Below are 15,442 nucleotides of genomic sequence, written 5' to 3'. Positions count from 1 at the left end.
TCTCCCTGGCCGCGCAGCACGCGCTGCGGCCTTGTCTGTCAGGTTCTGGAGATAGGATGGCAGGGGCCGATAAGCAACAGGCAGAGGCGACAGTTACTCGCTGACGCGCTCTACGATGGCGCCGCAGCGGGTGAGCTTTTCTTCCAGCCGCTCGAAACCGCGATCCAGATGGTAGACGCGGTTGACCACGGTCTCGCCTTCGGCGGCAAGGCCGGCAATCACCAGCGATACCGAGGCGCGCAGATCCGTTGCCATGACAGGCGCACCGGTGAGGCGCGAAACGCCCTCAACGCGGGCCATCTGGCCTGACAGCGAGATGCGCGCGCCAAGGCGGGCGAGTTCCTGCACATGCATGAAGCGGTTTTCGAAAATCGTCTCGGTGATGTGGGAAACGCCGGAGGAACGCGTCATCAGCGCCATGAACTGCGCCTGCAGGTCTGTCGGAAAACCCGGGAAAGGTTCTGTCACCACATCGACGGGCAGGATGCGATCGCCATTGCGCACGATGCGCAGGCCGGTCTCCGTCACCGTGATTTCGGCGCCGGTCTGGCGCAGCGTGTCGAGTGCCGTTTCCAGAAGCGAGGCGTCGGTGCCTTCCAGCGTCACGTCGCCGCCGGTCATGGCAACGGCCATGGCATAGGTGCCGGTTTCGATCCGGTCCGGCAGAACCCGGTGGCGGGCGCCGGAGAGCGAGGTGACACCCTCGATGGTGATGGTTTTTGTGCCGGCGCCGGAAATTCTGGCGCCCATGGCGTTCAGGCAATTGGCGAGATCCACCACTTCCGGTTCGCGCGCGGCGTTTTCGATCACCGTCGTGCCATTGGCAAGCGTTGCGGCCATCAGCATCACGTGGGTTGCGCCGACGGACACCTTTGGAAAGCGGTAACGCGCGCCGACAAGGCCGCCCTTGGGGGCGGTGGCGTTGACATAACCACCATCGATCTCGATTTCGGCACCAAGGGCTGCGAGCGCTTCGAGAAACAGGTCGACCGGTCGCGTGCCGATGGCGCAGCCGCCGGGCAGCGACACACGAGCGCGGCCTTCGCGCGCCAGAAGCGGGCCGATGACCCAGAAGCTGGCGCGCATCTTCGACACCAGCTCATAAGGGGCGGTGGTTTCGGCAATGGTGCGGCAGGTGAAATGGATCGTGCGCGAGTAATCGTTTTCCTGGCGCTCGCGGCGGCCGTTGACGGCAATGTCGACGCCATGATTGCCGAGGATCCGCATCAGGTTTTCGACGTCTGCGAGATGCGGCACGTTTTCCAGCGTCAGCGTATCGCTTGTCAGAAGCGACGCGATCATCAGGGGCAGGGCGGCATTTTTGGCGCCGGAGATGGGGATGATGCCACGCAGCGCATTGCCACCGGTGATTCTGATGCGATCCATATGACTGACAACGGGCGTTTCAGCCCGCCTTTCCTGATAGTGGCGCGAAAGCCTGATAGTGGCGCGAAAGATTGCGTCCTTAGACGAAATCCGCGCGGTCTTCAATGAAACGATTGCACACGCCAGGCGTGCGATTGGCCGCCGGTCAATCCTCGGTCTTATGCGCGCCTGCCGCCGGAAGGCCTTCCGTCACGTCCTCTTCGCCGGCCCGGCGCGCCCGCGCCTGCTGCTTGCGCCGCGCAAGGTTCTCACGCAGCTTCAACGCCGCGCGCGCCTTGCGCCGCTCCGCCTCGCTCGGCTGGCGTGCCGGCAGATCCTGTCTTTCCGATTCGTCTGATGCGGTCATGGTCTCTCCATAACCGAAACCTTGAAAAACCCAAAGAGCCACAGGCAATTCAATGCTTTTGTCGCCGAAGTGGAATTTGCGGCTTGCACTCCCCGCAAAGCTATGGCAATAGCCCGCTCACCGCACCGATGACACGACTGACGGTGCAGATGCTGCTATAGCTCAGGGGTAGAGCACTCCCTTGGTAAGGGAGAGGCCGAGAGTTCAAATCTCTCTAGCAGCACCATTCCATCACATTGATATCGTTGAAGCCCTTGCATTCCATCGGACCGATATGTCGATGGTTTGTTCACAGACGTGGTTTGATGAAGTGACAGCGAGCATTCGGGGCACGCCTCGGCCACACTGCCGGTGGCGGATTCAAAGTTTGCAGCCCGCCAAACTCTCGCTATGAGACAGCCCGTGCCACGAGGCTATTGATTTCCAGTTTTCTCGAAATGCCAGCCCGGTTCGTTGATGGTTTGGAGAACTGCGGGGTGTTTTATGGCTCGTTTCGTATCTGCATTGCCTCTTACAGCAGAAGCGATACAATCGCTGCGTTGAAGGACGGATAGCTTTGGGAGGAGCGATACGTGAGACGCATGTGGCCAGACGAATATGCATTTCTGTTGGATGAGGCAGAAGAGGTTCACCTTCAGATTCCGCCGATGGTTGACGAGAATGGGTCAACCGGAAAGGCGATATCCAGGAAGGCTTTGAAAGCGCGCATCAGCCAGCAGGATTTCGAGAAAATCTGGCCTCTTGCCGAGGCTCGCTATCAGCTTGATGGGCGGTTTTCGGGCAAAGCCATCACGCTGGTTACCAACAACCCCCACTATCAGAATTGGCATCCCTCAGACGGTGGCAGCGTCGAGAGCATCTCCGATAGCGGTCGACCCTATACGACGCGTTATGTGATTGTGCATTTTCTCCTGGACGATGTCCGTGAGACTGTAGAGGTTTAAGCCGACACTGTCGGTTCTTGCCATGCGTTGGATCAGCGACACCGTCGAGCGTCCAGTGCCAGGACAATCCCTGGTAGCTCTCCGGGGTCATCCTGCGCGTGGCCTCAACATCGGTTGGAGCGTGCGATGGCGGCAGCCGGAAGGTGCCGGGACGCTGTCATGCTGCGGTGCGCTGGCATGGATGAACCCGAACCGCGAGTACCACAAAGTTGATGGGAGGCGTGGTCGCGACAGCCGAGGCACCGGTTCGGCCCCTTCGCAAATAGCCGTTCGTCGCCATTTCGTCTCTGCATGTCGTAGTCGCGGCAGTCGAACAGTGATGTTGATGATCTGCTGATGGGGCCAAGATGCATTGTCTGTTCGGCATGATCTTTCCGAGGAGGGAAAGATTTTGAACACGGAAGAACTGCCGAGTTCAAAGAGCCGTCAGGCGAGAAGTTGCAGCTTCTCATCAAAACCCAGAGGAGGAATGGGAATGAGCAGGAACAGAGGTGTAGTGTATTTGCGGCCGGGCAAGGTCGAGGTGAGAGACATCGACGACCCCAAGCTTGAGGCACCCAACGGTCGCCGCATCGAGCATGGCGTGATCCTGAAGGTCATTTCCACCAATATTTGCGGCTCCGACCAGCATATGGTGCGTGGTCGCACGACAGCCTTGCCAGGTCTCGTGCTGGGCCATGAAATTACCGGCGAGGTCATCGAAAAAGGTATCGACGTCGAAATGCTGGAGATCGGCGACATCGTCTCCGTGCCGTTCAACGTCGCCTGTGGCCGCTGCCGCTGCTGCAAGTCGCAGGATACGGGTGTCTGCCTGACCGTCAATCCGTCACGCGCGGGCGGTGCCTACGGCTATGTCGACATGGGCGGCTGGATCGGCGGGCAGGCCCGTTACGTCACTGTTCCCTACGCCGATTTCAATCTGCTAAAATTTCCGGATCGTGACAGGGCGCTCTCGAAGATCCGCGATCTGACGATGTTGTCCGACATCCTGCCGACGGGTTTTCACGGGGCGGTGAAGGCGGGGGTCGGTGTCGGATCGACGGTCTATGTCGCAGGCGCCGGTCCGGTCGGTCTCGCAGCCGCCGCGTCAGCCCGCATTCTTGGTGCGGCAGTCGTGATGATCGGTGATTTCAACAAGGATCGCCTTGCCCATGCCGCCAGGGTCGGCTTTGAGCCGATCGATCTGTCGAAGAGCGACCGGCTGGGCGACATGATCGCTGAGGTCATCGGGACCGATGAGGTCGATAGCGCCATCGATGCCGTCGGTTTCGAAGCGCGCGGACATTCGGGTGGCGAGCAGCCGGCCATTGTTCTGAACCAGATGATGGAGATCACCCGTGCGGCGGGCTCGATCGGTATTCCGGGCCTCTATGTCACGGAAGATCCCGGTGCGGTCGATGACGCCGCCAAAGTTGGCAGTCTGTCCCTTCGACTGGGTCTCGGCTGGGCGAAGGCCCAGTCCTTCCACACCGGCCAGACGCCCGTGCTGAAATACAATCGTCAGCTCATGCAAGCCATCCTTCACGACCGGCTGCCGATCGCCGACATCGTCAACGCAAAGATCATTTCACTTGATGACGCCGCTGAGGGCTATGAAAGCTTTGACCAGGGGGCAGCGGTCAAATACGTGCTGGATCCCCATGGAGACCTGACGAAGGCCGCCTGATCTGCTCTCACAGCATTCGACCCGCGCTGTCCTTGCTCCGCCCCAAGAGGCCGGGCAAGGGCAGCCGGTTCGGCTACGCTATCATCCCCTGACGATTGGGCGTTTCTGACCTTCAAGAAGGGCAGTTTTCTGGTCACTGCGGGGGCGTTCCCTCAGGATGAGGCGAGCGCGTATGCCGTTAGCCTCGTCGAGACCCTGAAAATGGTGGCGGCCTGGAAGGTGCGGACGGCAAGCCGGCTTCAGTCCCGGCGGGCGGCGAGGGCTTTTTATGACCGTCACTGCCCAGGAAGCTGAAGCCTGCCCGGCGATACGCTTTTCGCGTTAAGCTTCTGCCAAGCTACGATTCTCGAGGGAGGAAACAATGAGCCGCAACATCATTCTGGTCGATCCACTGCCCAGAACACTCGATCTGATCATGGAACCGGCGGTGAGGGCGCGGCTCGAGGCGCTGGGGGAGGTGATCGTGTCGGAAGATCGTCCGATGCCCGCAGAAGAGGTCGAGCGGTATCTTCCCGAGACGGTGCTCATTTTCGGCCAGACGGACATGCCGAGGGTGCGTCTGGACAGGGCGCCGAGACTAAAAGCCATCATCAACGTCGAATCGAATTTCCTGCCTAACATCGACTATCAGGCCTGCGTCGAGCGCGGGATATGGGTGATCACGCCGGCGTCGGCCTTCGCTTCCCCTGTCGCGGAGGCGTCTCTGGCCATGGCGCTGGACCTTGCCCGGGGGATCACCGCGGCGGATCGCGACTTTCGCCAGGGCGTCGAGCGGTATGGCCTCGAAGGCAATGCAAACACCTTCCGTTTTGCCGGGGCCCCGGTCGGGATCATCGGCTTCGGCGACCTCGGCCGTGAGTTTCGCGAACTCATTCGCCCGTTCAAGAACAAGGTCCGCGTGTTCGATCCCTGGCTTCCCGATGAGATTGTCGAACGCCTGGATTGCCAGCCCTCGACGCTGGAGGACCTCTTGCGTGAAAGCCAGGTGGTCTTCGTTTTTGCGAGTGTCACCAGCGAGAACCAGGGGTTCATCGGGAGACGCGAATTTGCCATGATGAAGCCGGGGGCGGCCTTCCTGCTGATGAGCCGCGCCGCCGTCGTCGACTTCCCGGCGATGATCGAAGCTGCCGGTTCCGGCCACATCAAGGTGGCAACCGATGTGTTTCCGGACGAACCCGTCGCTGCCGATGATCCCGTCCGCAAAGCCTCCGGCATTCTGCTCTCGGCGCACAGGACAGGTGGCACGCGGGATGCCTTCTATGCCTTGGGCTCGATGGCCGTCGCCGATGCCGAACTCATCATGAAGGGCCTGCCGCCACGCCTCTGCCGGCGCGCTGATCCTGCAACGGCCAGCATGCTGAGGTCTAAGCCCGTGACCGTATCTTGATGACGTAGCCGCGTCTCTTCCCGATCCGCGATCATGGCAACCAGGCGTCATGCGGGTCACAGTGCGAGGCCGCACATCAGAGATGATAACGCGGGGTTGCGTCCTGCGGGTGTCATATGGGTGTCCAGACGGAAAAGGCCGTGCTCGAACGGACGGGGCAAAAGCGTATGCCCGCCCTGTTGCAGAAATCGTTTCCGCTTTGCGCCTTCAAGCCGGTCGCTCTTGCCCCCCGCGTTCGTTCCTGGAAACTGTCGGTCTGCTGTCCGAGCAGTCACGCCCGGAACGCGGCCGAATAGGTGGCTTCGGCAACAACGCGCCAATATTGAGCCTCAGACAGCGCCAATAACCTCGCAAGCATCCGCGGGACGAGCGTTTCCAGCGACCGTGTTTCGGTATCGGCGCGCCGATCTCCAACTTCCTCGGGATTTCGCCGCATTGGAGGAACAGCAGAGGCCGACATCACGCTTTAAAATGAATGGTCACGGAAAATGAGTTCCCATTCTGTGCCAGTGCGGTCATGTCTCTTTGAAAGCTCGTATGGGCCATTGCTCGACGACACACGAATCAAAGAGCTGTCAGCATGGAAAATCCGGTTGCACTGAATCGTCTCTCCGAAAACACAGTGTTCCGTAAAGGCGATGTGTTCGTACTCTTCGGCGAATTGTTCGGCCGCGGATACGCCACCGGCTTGCTCGAGGAAGCCAGGCGGGCAGGAATGGAGATTGTGGGGATCACTGTCGGGCGGCGCGACGAGAACAACGCGCTGCGGCCGCTCGACGCAGAGGAACTGTCTTCGGCGGAGGCCCAGCTGGGCGGCAGGATCATCAACATTCCTCTTATGGCGGGTTTCGATCTCGATGCGCCCGAAGGCGGCCCAACTCCGACCGACCTCCTGGCAAAGATGACGCTTGAGAGCTGGGAACACGACAAGCTCGACTGGGACTATGTCGCGCAATGCCGCGACATCGCCACGGCGCGTTTTACGGAATCGCTTTCAGAAGTCATGACCGTTCTTGACGGAATGATTGCCGCTGGCCGCAATGTCTTCTTTGCCCACACCATGGCCGGGGGCATCCCGAAGGCGAAGGTATTCCTGGTCGTCGCCAATCGAATCTACAAGGGGACCGGACCCCGCCACATGTCGTCGCAGACCTTGATCGACAGTGACTTGGGCAAACTCATCCTGCAGAATTTTGACGACGTCTCCGCAAATACCTTTCGCCATCTCATTGATTTCAGCGCGGCGATCCGCGAGCGCGTCGAAGCTTCGGGCGGTCAAGTGCGATATACGGCCTATGGTTACCACGGATCGGCGGTCCTCATTGACGGTCGCTATCGTTGGCAGACCTACACCAACTACACCCAGGGTTATGCGAAGATGCGGCTCGAAGGCATTGCTGAGGACGCCTGGGCGACAGGGATCAAGGCAACTGTCTATAACTGCCCCGAAATCCGGACCAATTCGTCCGATGTGTTCACGGGTATCGAGCTGCCCCTGATACCGCTGCTGCTTGCGTTGAAGAAAGAAAATGGTGGCCCATGGGCAGACGAGCAGTGGCAGGCCTGCCAGCAGCTTCTGTCAGATGGCTTCACCATGGAGGATGTGTTCCAGAAGATCACAGACATGCAGGCCAGCGAGGTCATGCGTCCGTTCTATGACTTTTCGGCATGGCCCATGGCAAACAGCCAGGCACAGGCCGATTTGACCATCGGCACGTCCAACGAGATCACTCAGATGCATCGCAATAGCAAGGTGATGATCAGCGACCTCCTGAGCGGTCTCGTTGTGAAGGCAACGGGGCAGCTGATTTTTGGAGAATCTTCAGAACCCTCCGGTCCCGTCCTGTGGCTCAACCACGATATCGTGGCGCGGCGACTGAATGCTTCCCACCCGCACTCGAAGTCTCCCGCGCCGCCGATCGCGCAAGGAATGGAATCCTCGCTCCCAGAGATGGCGTGAGGGCTTCCCCGCTTCGCTTGGAGGCTGGCATCGTAACGTTAAAGGGCCTGCGTGAGAGGAAGCGGCGCGCGCCAGCTTTGGCCGTAGCCCTTTAACGTTACGATGCCAGCGGGACACGATCCTGATTGGGCGAGGGTCTTAAGAACGCACCCTTAAAATGGCACAACTCTTTTAAGTTCGATGATCTTTGGGCTTTCTGCTTTTGCAGAATTCAAGGGCGTATATTTCGCCTGTCCTGACACGGGGTGAAAGTCAAGCTTACAGCCAGAACGCCCTCCAAAGCGTGCTTCAGAGACTGGAATTCCCCTCTCAGCAAGGAAAGCCATCGCAAAGTTAGAGTTTCGCTCACCGACGTTGTAATAGGAATTACACGGACTGGCACCGCCAAAAACTTTGGCTTCCAATCGACGAGCATGCGCACCTCTCTCAAGCAAAGCATCAATCAGCGCCTTCATGAGATGAAGCCCATAGCGCGCCCGATCACCGCCCACCGGCGCGCCACTTTTCGTATTGGGTTCCGGCAGAACAAAATGGTTCATCCCGCCAATGCCCAGTTTAGGATCGCGAATGCAGGCCGCAACACAAGAGCCGAGCACGGTGGTGATCACCGCATTGGGGTCGTCTAGCACCAGATATTCGCCTTGGGATATCGAAACACGCCTGAGAACACCGAGGTAATTCGCGTGACTATTCATATCGACATTCAGTCCAGAATTTTCACGCAATTTGAAAGTACCGATCACAACAGGAATACATTACGTTCAACTGTAATACGGAGAGGCAAATCTAATCCATTATAAAAGTTGTAGATAAAAATCATTCAAAAATCTGGTTACCAACGTGTTCCGCACAATGGGACAGGTTGGTGTTGTCCTGTCTGGATGGAGCCCGTTTGGCGATGTAATTTTGGTCGGTGTTTTAGCTTTGCGGTCGGGTTCGGTCATGTCTCCGGCCTGAAGCCAGCTGCCGATGTTTCCTGCAAATCGATGTCGTCTTTACCGTCGCAGCCAGGCATCCATGCCGTTGGCTGCCGTGCGGCCGGTCGCAAAGCAGGCGGTGAGCAGGTAACCGCCGGTGGGGGCTTCCCAGTCGAGCATTTCTCCGGCGGCAAAGACGCCGGGGACGGCGGTCAGCATGAAATTGTCGTCGAGCGCCTCGAAGGTGATGCCGCCGGCAGACGAGATGGCTTCCTCGATCGGGCGGGGGCGCAGGAGGGGCACGGGCAGAGCTTTTATGGTTTTGGCGCAGGTTTGCGGATCGGCAAGATCCTGCGCAGGGGCGCATTCGCGCAGCAGTGCTGCTTTAACCCCGTCAAGGCCTGCTGCCTTGCGCAGGCGGTTGGAAAGGCTTGTGCCGGCGGGCAGGCGGGCAAGGGCTGCGGTCAGTTTTTCAAGGCTGCGACCGGGGGTCAGGTCCAGCGTCAGGCAGGCAGCGCCCGTCTGGTCCAGGCTGTCGCGCAGCGCGCTGGCATGGGCGTAGACGAGGCTGCCCTCGACGCCCGTCCGGCTCACCACGAATTCACCCTGCAACGTGCCGGCATCCGAGGACATGGTGACAGATTTCACCGGCTCTCCGGCAAAGCGGCTGGAAAAGATCTCGCTCCAGGCCACGTCGAAACCGCAGTTGGCGGGGCGGAAGTCGGCGATCTCGACGCCTTTTTCGCGCAGCATCCCGACCCAGCCGGCATTCGAACCGAGACGCGGCCAGCTTGCGCCGCCAAGCGCCAGAAGGGTTGCGTCGGCGGTGATGACACGTTCTCCGTCCGGCGTCGAAAAGACCGGGTCTCTGCCTTCAAAGCGCAGGAAGCGGTGGCGTGGGTTGAGTTTTACTCCCGATTCGGCAAGCCGCCTCAGCCAGGCGCGCAACAGCGGCGAGGCCTTCATGACGGTTGGAAAAACGCGGCCGGAGGAGCCGACGAAGGTTTCGGTGCCAAGTCCCGCCGCCCAGGCCCTGACGTCGTCGGGCGTGAAGGCTTCAAGAGAACGCGCCAGCCGGGCATTGGCGGCCCCGAAGCGGGTGGCAAAGCTTGAAAACTCTTCCGAATGGGTGATGTTGAGGCCGGATTTGCCGGCCAGCAGGAACTTGCGCCCAAAACTTGGCATCGCGTCGTAGACGGTAACGGAATGGCCACGGGCGGCAAGAACTTCCGCCGCCATCAGCCCCGCCGGGCCGCCGCCGATGATCGCGATGCTTTTCTGTGTCATGCCGTATCCATCCCGGCCTGCCTGTCGGCATCATGATGCCGAGCCTGCTTGCTGCCCTGTGGCGCAAGAACGGATGCCACGCCCTTTAAGGAAAAGAGCGTGGGTCTCTGGATAAAGCGGCTCAGGCGAGCCACTGCTGCACGTAGGGAAGCACTTCGACAAGGCCGTGATAGACCATGTTGAAGGTGACGTAGACGATGACGGCAAGGCCCAGATAGGCGATCCAGCGGAAGCGGTGCAGCAGGCGGGCGACGAGGTTTGCGGCAAGGCCCATCAGCGCAATGGAGATTACGAGGCCGATGATCAGCACCGTCGTGTGGTCCTGTGCGGCGCCGGCAACCGCCAGAACGTTGTCGAGCGACATCGAGACGTCGGCGATGACGATCTGTATTGCGGCCTGCAGGAAGGTCTTGTCCACCTTCGTCATTTCCGCGTCGGCATCGCTCATGGCGTTCTGCGCTTCGTGATCGGCGGCGCGCAGTTCGGTCCACATCTTCCAGCAGACCCAGCCGAGCAGCAGGCCGCCGATCAATTGCAGGCCGACAATGCCGAGCAGATAGGCGGTGATCGTGGCAAAGCCGATGCGCAGCACGGTGGCCGCGATGATGCCGACGAGAATGGCCTTCTGGCGCTGGTGTACGGGAAGGCCAGCCGCTGCAAGCCCGATGACGATGGCATTGTCACCGGCCAGCACCAGATCGATTGCAATGACCTGAAAAAGTGCGGCAAGGCCCGCAGCAGTCAGTATTTCCATAATGAACCTATCCTTTTTGCCTGATGGCGCTGTCCAGCGCTCGCGCCAGGGCCATATTCTGCCGGCTCCCGAACGGTCACGTCCACGTGATTGGCTACAGGATATTTTGAACGGGATGGCAAGCGGAAATTGTCGCGCCACGCCATCTCCCGCGCTTTTCAGCCCGGCAGAGCGCTGTTGGGCCAATGATTGCCTACCCTGGCAAGGCCGCCATGGGCATGGGTTTCAAGGAGGCGAGACGCGGCTTATTTGCCGAGCCGCTTCTTCAGGGCATCCAGAATGTACTTGGCCAGCTTTTCGTAGTCCTCGTCAAAATGATGCCCTCCGTCGATGCCGAGCGTTTCGACACCGCGCGGGACAAGGCTCTTGCAGGCATCGTCCTCGTCCTCGGTGCCGTAGATGCACTGGACAATCTTCGGGTCGATGGTCTCGAGCTGTTTGGTCGGATCGCCACCGGCCCCTGTGCCCTGTCCGCCCAGCCAGCCGGAGACGGAAATTTCGAAATTTGCCGCATGCGACAGCGCCAGCAGGCTCATCTGGGTCACCTTGGCGCGGTCGTTTTCCGGCAGTTTGTTGAAGGTGGCAGGCAAAATATCGGCGCCGAAGGAATAACCGATCAGCAGCACATGGCTGACATTCCATTGCTTGCGATAGGCGCGGATGATGCGGCTGAGATCAGCGCCCGTCTGTTCCGGCGTCTTTTCCGCCCAGAAATAACGCAGCGCATCGACGCCGACCACGGGAATGCCATCCTGCTGCAGCACGGCCCCGACATCGCTGTCGATATCGCGCCAGCCGCCATCGCCCGAATAGATGATCGCCATCGTGTCGAGTTTCGGCTTGGCGTCGAGAATGGTGAGCGGCAGGCCGAGCGGCTCGTCGTCGGTGCCGGCCGCGTCGATGCTGTCAGACAGCGCCTGCATCAGCGCGTCGGCAGCCGCATCGTCTGTGCCTTCAAGGTCGATGTCGTCATGGGCGTCCTGCAATTCCTTGGCATGGGCGCGACCGGCAGCGTCTGCCGCCTTGGAGAGATAGATGCTGACGGGGGAGGGCAGTGCGCCATCGGTCAGGCCATAGATGGTGCGGTCGCCTTCGGTGCGTTTGTCGGCGGGCGTGCAGAGCACTTTCGGTAGCGCAATGCCGGCCTCGGGGTCCACGGCAATCGCCTGGCCGATGGTGGCGGGCGGGCTTTGGGCCACCATGCCCAGAACGACAGCACCGCCGGCACCGATGCCGGCAATGATCGGCGAACGGTAGCCGCCCTTTCCAAACGAGCGCTGTACCTGCTGGGCAAGCGATTCCACGTCGGAAATCATGTAGATGCAGTCGTCTTCATCCTTGCCAAGCGACGCAAGATAGGATGGCAGGTCGATGCCGACCACCAGCGCGCCCTTGGCGGCAAGGGCCTTTGCCTGCGTTTCCTCCGAGGCGTTCCAGCCATCGGCATCGGAAAGCAGGAAGATATTGGCCTTCACATCGCCCTCAGGCTTGATGATGTGCGGCGATGGGATCATGCCCGTATCGAAGCTTGGCGTGCCGGTGGCGGCACCTTGTGCCTGGGCTCCGGCCGGTAGGCTTGCCGCAAGCATGGCCGCAAGCGACAGGGAAAAAAGAAGATGTCTCATTTGCCAACCACCCCGCGCATGCCGCCGCTGATCAGAAGCGTCACATCCATCAAGGCCAGCACGACGCCGGTGCCGCCGGCCACTGCCATGTAACGGGATTGCCATTGCGGGTGGAATTTGGATTTGAAGGCGCGCAGGCCTTTGAAATTGTAAAACCGTTCGCCGTGTTCGTACAAGGTGCCTCCGATGCGATCCCAGACCGGCGCCATTTCCCGCTTCGACATGCCCGAAAGCGGCGCCATGCCAAGATTGAAGCTGGTATATCCGGCATTTTTCAGGTGCTCCATCAGGCTGACGAACAGGAAGTCCATCGCGCCTCTTGGGGCATCCGGGGAAAAGCGCATGATATCGACGCTGCCTTCGCTGCGGTTTGCGGTGACGAACACCGTTGCAAAGGCAACGATATGTCCGTCCTTGCGCAGCACGGCCACGGGCAGAGAGGCGACATAGTTTTCCTCGAAAGCGCCGAGCGAAAAGCCTTTTTCGCGGGTTTCATGGTGGGCAAGCCAGCCATCCGACACCGCCTTCAGCTCTGCCATGGCGGCGGGCACCTCATGCGTCTCCAGCACGGAAAATTCCATGCCGTCGCGCCGGCCCTTGTTCAGCGCCTGGCGAAGGCCGGCAAGCTTGCCTCCCTTGAGATCGAAATTTTCCAGATCGACCAGCGCCATCTCGCCAAGCTTGAAGGCGCGAAGCCCGGCATCGGCGCAGAATGACAGAAGATCGGGCGAAACCTGGTAAAGCACTGCGCGACCGCCGGCGCCGCGCGCCCGTTCGACAAAGCGCCAGATCATCTCGGCACGTTCCTCCGGGTCTCCCACGGGGTCGGCAAGCGAAATCCACGAGCGGCCCTGGATGCCGTACATCAGGAAACTGCGGCCGCTATCGGAAAACATCACCCGCTTGTCGCCCATGCGCACCAGATTGGCATCGGCATTGTCCTGGCCCTCCAGAATGCCAACGGCCTTTTCCAGCTCCTCCGGTGTCAGCGGATCGGGGTGGTGGAAGGCCGGGCGCAGCAGGCTGAAGGCGGCGATGGCAAAGGAGAGGATGCTGACGCCGAGAAGCGCGCGCAGGCCGCGCGGTGCCTCGCCGGAAAATTCGAACTGCCACCAGAGCTGGCGGCTGTATTCCACATCGCGGTAGACGAACAGAAGAATGGTGGTCGCACCGGCAAGGATCACCAGCATCGCCATCACCCAGGGAAGGCTCAGCACCTGGCCAAACAACGAGGCCGGGCGGCGGAAGCGGCCGGCGTTCAAAAGAAGAGCGATGACGAAGATGCCGAGGAAGGTTGCTTCGCCAAGGGCCAGCGCCCGCATGAAGGCAAAGGCAAAGGCAAGGCTCGCCGAAACGAGCGCCACCCACCAGGCACCGTCCAGCCGCTGGGCAAGGCCGCGCGAGGAGATAACGAGCGCCAGGCCGAGAAGGCTTGAGAGAAAATGCGCGCTTTCCACGACCGAGAGCGGCAGGAAGCTGGAGACGATATCCAGATCGCCTTCCGGCGTCGGCGTCACGCTCGAAAAGATCAGCATGGCGCCGAGCATCAGGGCAAAGGCCGACAGAAGCGGTGGCGAGATACGCACGGCAACATTGCCGATATCGCCCGCCAGCGGATGCTTGGCCAGCGCGCGTGCTTCCGACACCACGATGCTGATGATGGCGATTGTGAGCGGCAGCACGTGGTAGACCATGCGGTAAAGCACGATGCTGCCGAGTAGCTGGTCGAGGCTGACCGTGCCGCCGAGCGCGCCGAGGATGACGGCTTCGAACACGCCAAGGCCTGCCGGCACGTGGCTCAGCACGCCGAGACCGACGGCTGTGGCATAGACGGCGAAGAAGGATGGCCAGCCGATATGCGTTTCCGGCAAAAGTACGTAAAGCGCCGACGCCGAGACGGCCAGATCGAAGGCGGTGATGAGGAACTGGCGCGACGAGGTCAGCGTGTCGGGCAGGCGCAGGCGAATGCGCATCACCTCGATCTTGCGGCCGTTGCGCCCGGCAAACAGGAGAGCGGCCAGCACGACAAGCACCACCACGGCGCCAGTGCGCAGATAAAGCGGGTCGATACCGGTGATGTCGGCAAGCCGGGGCGCGGTGACAAGCGCTGCAATGGCGCTGACGGCGAGAAGGCCAAGCCCGAAGGCGAACGTGACGAAGGCGATGACGCGGGCCACGTCTTCCGGCGACAGGCCAAGGCGCGTATAGGCACGAAAGCGGATGGCGCCGCCGCTCAGCGCGCCAAAACCTGCGGTGTTGCCGATGGCATAGGCGCTGAAGGCGGTGACCGCGACCGGCAGCACCGGCAGCTTGCGCCCGATATAGTCGAGTGCATTAAGATCGTAGTAGATCAACGCAGCAAAACTCAGCGCCGTAAAGACCATGGCAAGCCCGATCGCCTGCCAGCTGGTATCCTGAAGGGCTGCCACGACTTCGTCGTAGCGCACTTCATTGGTCAGCCGGTAGACGGCGACAGCCATCATGAAACAGACCGCCAGCATCGCTGCGGAGGTGAGGTAGAGGCGGAAACGGGCGATCAGCATGATGATCGGGTGACGGGGCTTGTCCGTCTGAATGGTCTGGGAATGTGGACTTGTCATCGGGCACCTGATGCGGTGGCTAGGCTTCTAGCCGTTGTGCATGACGGTTATTCGTCAATGCGACGGCGCGCTAGTCCTCTCGCTCCGACTTGGACAAAAATAGGGCCTTTGCCGGCTTCCTGTGCAGGGAAGATGTGGCAAATCTCTGTCTGGCGCTAGTTTCCTTGCTTTTTTCCTTTCGGAACGCGGCGGCGAAAACAGAATGATAAGCCTGTCGACAGGAAGATGTGGACACCTGGAATGTCGAAATGCCCGATGCAGCATCGGTTTGCCACGCGTTGGCCGTTCGTGCCCTTCCGGTGAGCTGCGATCCTTCCACCGGCAATGCTCCGATCTGGCACGGAGAGGGCGTATTCGGCGTTTTGGAGCCAAGCCTGGCCGCGCGGGCTGTCGTCGACCTGTCGGCTGTCAGAGAACGCGCAGGGCTGTCGCTGACCGGTGAGGGTCGCTTGTCGCCGTCATCAGCATGCTCAAGAAAATCAGGCCTGCAATCAACGCGGCCCCCAAGTGTAGAACAATCATTGCTCGCCTCATAAGACTTCATGTTCAAGGTGACACCGATTGTCTACC

The 15,442-nt window shown here is 60.5% G+C and carries 11 protein-coding genes and 1 tRNA gene; 5 read left to right on the top strand and 7 right to left on the bottom strand.

The window, feature by feature from the left end:
- Nucleotides 1-93 precede the first annotated feature (93 nt).
- Both murA and AC4CWH_RS13825 read right to left on the bottom strand, forming a co-directional pair.
- Entirely contained in the window at nucleotides 94-1,386 is a 1,293-nt protein-coding gene (murA, locus tag AC4CWH_RS13830; RefSeq protein WP_491319177.1) for a UDP-N-acetylglucosamine 1-carboxyvinyltransferase, read from the bottom strand.
- A gap of 145 nt (nucleotides 1,387-1,531) precedes the next feature.
- On the bottom strand, nucleotides 1,532-1,732 hold the full coding sequence (locus AC4CWH_RS13825) for a hypothetical protein (RefSeq protein ID WP_491319176.1): 201 nt from the start codon (nucleotides 1,730-1,732) through the stop codon (nucleotides 1,532-1,534).
- 151 nt (nucleotides 1,733-1,883) lie between these two features.
- Here AC4CWH_RS13825 and AC4CWH_RS13820 point away from each other — a divergent pair.
- The 5 genes from AC4CWH_RS13820 to AC4CWH_RS13800 all read left to right on the top strand — a co-directional run bounded on the left by AC4CWH_RS13820 (nucleotide 1,884) and on the right by AC4CWH_RS13800 (nucleotide 7,689).
- Nucleotides 1,884-1,958, top strand: a tRNA-Thr gene (locus tag AC4CWH_RS13820).
- Between the two features lie 355 nt (nucleotides 1,959-2,313).
- The gene (locus AC4CWH_RS13815) at nucleotides 2,314-2,676 is read left to right on the top strand and encodes a hypothetical protein (RefSeq protein WP_491321435.1); all 363 of its coding nucleotides are present in this window, start codon (nucleotides 2,314-2,316) and stop codon (nucleotides 2,674-2,676) included.
- Between the two features lie 475 nt (nucleotides 2,677-3,151).
- Nucleotides 3,152-4,342, top strand: coding sequence for a formaldehyde dehydrogenase, glutathione-independent (gene fdhA / locus AC4CWH_RS13810; RefSeq protein ID WP_491319175.1), 1,191 nt, complete (start codon nucleotides 3,152-3,154; stop codon nucleotides 4,340-4,342).
- 361 nt (nucleotides 4,343-4,703) lie between these two features.
- The gene (locus AC4CWH_RS13805; RefSeq protein WP_491282632.1) at nucleotides 4,704-5,729 is read left to right on the top strand and encodes a hydroxyacid dehydrogenase; all 1,026 of its coding nucleotides are present in this window, start codon (nucleotides 4,704-4,706) and stop codon (nucleotides 5,727-5,729) included.
- Nucleotides 5,730-6,309: 580 nt separating this feature from the next.
- On the top strand, nucleotides 6,310-7,689 hold the full coding sequence (locus AC4CWH_RS13800; protein ID WP_491319174.1) for an enoyl ACP reductase FabMG family protein: 1,380 nt from the start codon (nucleotides 6,310-6,312) through the stop codon (nucleotides 7,687-7,689).
- 152 nt (nucleotides 7,690-7,841) lie between these two features.
- Here the strand turns inward: AC4CWH_RS13800 and AC4CWH_RS13795 are convergent, their stop codons facing one another.
- From AC4CWH_RS13795 to mprF, 5 genes are all read right to left on the bottom strand, one after another.
- On the bottom strand, nucleotides 7,842-8,384 hold the full coding sequence (locus AC4CWH_RS13795; protein WP_491321434.1) for a chemotaxis protein CheD: 543 nt from the start codon (nucleotides 8,382-8,384) through the stop codon (nucleotides 7,842-7,844).
- 300 nt (nucleotides 8,385-8,684) lie between these two features.
- Entirely contained in the window at nucleotides 8,685-9,893 is a 1,209-nt protein-coding gene (locus AC4CWH_RS13790) for a TIGR03862 family flavoprotein (RefSeq protein ID WP_491319173.1), read from the bottom strand.
- Between the two features lie 121 nt (nucleotides 9,894-10,014).
- On the bottom strand, nucleotides 10,015-10,647 hold the full coding sequence (locus AC4CWH_RS13785) for a TerC family protein (RefSeq protein WP_491282628.1): 633 nt from the start codon (nucleotides 10,645-10,647) through the stop codon (nucleotides 10,015-10,017).
- A gap of 245 nt (nucleotides 10,648-10,892) precedes the next feature.
- The gene (locus AC4CWH_RS13780) at nucleotides 10,893-12,272 is read right to left on the bottom strand and encodes a virulence factor family protein (protein WP_491319172.1); all 1,380 of its coding nucleotides are present in this window, start codon (nucleotides 12,270-12,272) and stop codon (nucleotides 10,893-10,895) included.
- Entirely contained in the window at nucleotides 12,269-14,872 is a 2,604-nt protein-coding gene (gene mprF, locus AC4CWH_RS13775) for a bifunctional lysylphosphatidylglycerol flippase/synthetase MprF (protein ID WP_491319171.1), read from the bottom strand. Before mprF ends, AC4CWH_RS13780 begins: the two co-directional genes overlap by 4 nt.
- Nucleotides 14,873-15,442: the final 570 nt, after the last annotated feature.

Source organism: Neorhizobium sp. PAMB6716 (genome assembly GCF_058242805.1).
Note: the sequence above shows the minus strand (reverse complement) of the source record. Positions and strands in the feature narration are given on the sequence as shown.

Coding starts and splice junctions, on each gene's coding strand:
- AC4CWH_RS13785 (WP_491282628.1), bottom strand. CDS start 10,647: ATGGAAATACTGACTGCTGCGGGCCTTGCCGCACTTTTTCAGGTCATT.
- AC4CWH_RS13825 (WP_491319176.1), bottom strand. CDS start 1,732: ATGACCGCATCAGACGAATCGGAAAGACAGGATCTGCCGGCACGCCAG.
- fdhA (WP_491319175.1), top strand. CDS start 3,152: ATGAGCAGGAACAGAGGTGTAGTGTATTTGCGGCCGGGCAAGGTCGAG.
- AC4CWH_RS13805 (WP_491282632.1), top strand. CDS start 4,704: ATGAGCCGCAACATCATTCTGGTCGATCCACTGCCCAGAACACTCGAT.
- murA (WP_491319177.1), bottom strand. CDS start 1,386: ATGGATCGCATCAGAATCACCGGTGGCAATGCGCTGCGTGGCATCATC.
- AC4CWH_RS13790 (WP_491319173.1), bottom strand. CDS start 9,893: ATGACACAGAAAAGCATCGCGATCATCGGCGGCGGCCCGGCGGGGCTG.
- AC4CWH_RS13780 (WP_491319172.1), bottom strand. CDS start 12,272: ATGAGACATCTTCTTTTTTCCCTGTCGCTTGCGGCCATGCTTGCGGCA.
- mprF (WP_491319171.1), bottom strand. CDS start 14,872: ATGACAAGTCCACATTCCCAGACCATTCAGACGGACAAGCCCCGTCAC.
- AC4CWH_RS13795 (WP_491321434.1), bottom strand. CDS start 8,384: ATGAATAGTCACGCGAATTACCTCGGTGTTCTCAGGCGTGTTTCGATA.
- AC4CWH_RS13815 (WP_491321435.1), top strand. CDS start 2,314: ATGTGGCCAGACGAATATGCATTTCTGTTGGATGAGGCAGAAGAGGTT.
- AC4CWH_RS13800 (WP_491319174.1), top strand. CDS start 6,310: ATGGAAAATCCGGTTGCACTGAATCGTCTCTCCGAAAACACAGTGTTC.